Genomic DNA, 2,675 nt, shown 5'->3' on the forward strand with positions numbered 1-2,675 from the left:
ACGTCCAGTTCGTGCATTATGGTAAAACCTCTGTCGGAATGCTGCTAAAAGCTAATAAATAGCCAACAAAAAATGCACATCCAAGAATTAGGAATTGATGCTTGGAAACAAGCAACAGACGAGGAACATATACAAGGATTATTTCAGCAAAGTAATCGGTAGTGCATCAAATTAATGTGGGATAGGCAGCAATATCATGCCAACTCCACGCTCTCGTTGCTAATCCTGCACGCCAGGCGGCAGTTGTTTTGAATCGGCTATGCTGCCAAATCCAGTTGAAGTAACTCACCACTAATCGAGTTGTCACTTTCGTCTGTTCCCACACCTTACCAAACTTGTTCTGTCGTCGATGCCATCTTCCGGTTTGTTGTCGCACAGTACCGTTAGTACGTACGAACATCGCTGCGTTTTGTCTTTGCCAATGTAGTGCTGAATTTCAGGAGGTAGGACTCGCTCATACCCGCCCCAAGCATCACTGTTAAATCGACTGTTAAATCGCTTGCAATTTGTTTTTCCCTCAGTGTTGATGACTAACTGACCAATCAGTTCATTAGTGTATTTGCCAACTCGCGCCGCCAGAATTAAGCCACTCGAATCGACAAGACTCAGACCTATCCAACAATCCCCAGTTTCTAACTCTTGGGCGCAATACTGTTTCTGTTTTTTGAGACAAATGACCACATCTCATCGGCACTCACCTCCTCCGTTTGTATTGCTTGGACTTCGGCATTGTGAACCAATTGGGCTTTCTGGCTGGCGGCGCGAACAATACTGACAACTGTGTTGTATGCAAGACCAGTAGTTCGACTAATCCCGCGCAAACTACTTCCTTCACTGTGTGCTTGCAACACTTGACGAATTTGTTCAGGACTGACATGGCGATGATAGTACAAGCTGTCAAAGTTTTCGGAGAAGGTTTGACCACAAGTGGGGCAAAGATAGCGTTGATGAGTGTTCGGCATCTTGCCATGTTTATGAGCTTTGGCGTGACCACATAGAGGACAGTCCATAAAGTTGCTTCAAGTTGAAGATCGCTCTCTCACCATATCATCCCACATTATTTTGATGCACTACCCTGACAACTACAGCTATTTACGGCTTTTCCAGTATCCAGGTTCTCGGCTACAATGCGTCACTTCCTGGGATGGGCTGTACAGAACCATTGCGAATTTGCTCTCGTCGTCTCTTGGCCTCAGTAACCCAAGCTGCCTGAACGGTTGAGTCGGTATCTAACTCCAGGCTTTCGACTAGCTTTTCTGCCAGGAGCGCTCTAGACAAACTAGGGAGAGCTAGAAGTTCTGCTGTTAGCTGCTCAATTGACCGCATATATCCTTACAGAATAGTAAATCTTGCTTGGATTTTAGCCTAATTCAATGTGCCAAAACTTTGGCAATTCATTTGGCTTAAGACCTATTTGAAATAATTACTACTTCCTCCTCAACCCAAGTTTTTACCTGCCTTTTCAGCTTTTTAAAGTAGAAATTCTGAACGGATTGATTGAGATCGTATTTATCTCTCATAGGGACAACCTACTGTCATTCCAGTTAGTCCAAGAGGTATTGCTCAAATCTTGGTTGCTCATATCGATTTGCCCTTCGTGCTGAAATAATTCGCATTACATCATTTTGCCGTTCTGTCCAGACAATACCTAGCGAGATCGCATCTTCATCCACTTTATCTAGTATTTTTGCTAGAAATGCGATCGCACGCAATCAACCACTAAGCTTGTAAAAGTGCGAACGCTTAACTATTATTTTTGTAATGCGATCGCCTATTAACATATATTGATCTCACATCCATCGGAGTATCGAATCATGGCGATTTTACCTACCAGCCCTCAGCACCTTTTCAGCCGTAAGCTTTAAATCTGGGAAGGTTGTTAGAGAGACGATGGTCTGATTGCCCCGAAACTGCTGAATTTCATACTCCCCGTTCACTAGCGTACATACAGAGAGAGTGGGTTGTTTGGGCTTCCCAATGTGTCGAGTACCACCATTACCTGCATAATCTGCAATCCAATATTCAGGAATACCCAGAGCCGCATAGTCTTCGACCTTACGGGCATAATCATTTTGCCAATTGCTACTCACAACTTCCGCCACAAATTTAATCGAACTACCCAGCGTCAGGATCGACTGGTCAGACCAAAGCAGTTCCTCGGTCAGTTCATCTCGATCGACAACTACAACATCAGGTCTAAATGCTGTCATACCCATGTTAGAAGGTCGCAATAATCCCCGTTGAAGGACAAACCAAGGTAAGCCTGTTCTGTCGATCTGGACACAGATTTTTGTGGTGATGAAGGCTGCAACATCTTCATGTAGTCCTGTTGGCTCCAAGTCAAAGACCTCTCCATCGATCAGTTCATAGCGGTTATTGCCACCATAATGGGCGAGAAACTCGTCAAAGCTGAGTGGCTTCTGTTGTATTGGTTGGTCGATTGCAATAGTCATAGGTCAACTTAGCCCAATCAATGCCTTCAGTCTACCAGATCGAATATGTGATGGATGCGTGACGGATTAAACCCTTGATATTCATGGATATTCAGTATAGAACCCATTTGACATCTCTAAAAGGCGGCAAGTCGCTTAATCATTAACCTGACGAAGCAGAGATTGAGCTTCGTGGTGGCATTGGTCAAGGTGCGCTCAAAGTTCTTAACGAGGATCTTACAT

2 protein-coding genes and 3 pseudogenes are annotated in these 2,675 nt (G+C 44.3%); all 5 read right to left on the bottom strand.

Annotation, left to right across the window (positions count from 1 at the left end; all coding sequences use genetic code 11):
• Nucleotides 1-166: 166 nt before the first annotated feature.
• A pseudogene (locus AC2VE5_RS25575) lies at nt 167-1,010 on the bottom strand (IS1 family transposase).
• Nucleotides 1,011-1,122: 112 nt separating this feature from the next.
• The gene (locus AC2VE5_RS25580) at nt 1,123-1,326 is read right to left on the bottom strand and encodes an addiction module protein (RefSeq protein WP_486890393.1); all 204 of its coding nucleotides are present in this window, start codon (nt 1,324-1,326) and stop codon (nt 1,123-1,125) included.
• A gap of 218 nt (nt 1,327-1,544) precedes the next feature.
• Nucleotides 1,545-1,646: pseudogene (locus AC2VE5_RS25585) on the bottom strand (BrnT family toxin); the annotation flags it as partial.
• Between the two features lie 177 nt (nt 1,647-1,823).
• Nucleotides 1,824-2,453, bottom strand: a complete 630-nt coding sequence (locus AC2VE5_RS25590) for a Uma2 family endonuclease (protein WP_486890394.1) — start codon at nt 2,451-2,453, stop codon at nt 1,824-1,826.
• 116 nt (nt 2,454-2,569) lie between these two features.
• Nucleotides 2,570-2,675, bottom strand: a pseudogene (locus tag AC2VE5_RS25595) (transposase); the annotation flags it as partial.

It is taken from the genome of Aliterella sp. E5.1, from assembly GCF_057473825.1.

Bases quoted from the DNA above. Each gene is read 5' to 3' on its own strand.
- AC2VE5_RS25580 (WP_486890393.1), bottom strand. From the start codon at position 1,326: ATGCGGTCAATTGAGCAGCTAACAGCAGAACTTCTAGCTCTCCCTAGT.
- AC2VE5_RS25590 (WP_486890394.1), bottom strand. From the start codon at position 2,453: ATGACTATTGCAATCGACCAACCAATACAACAGAAGCCACTCAGCTTT.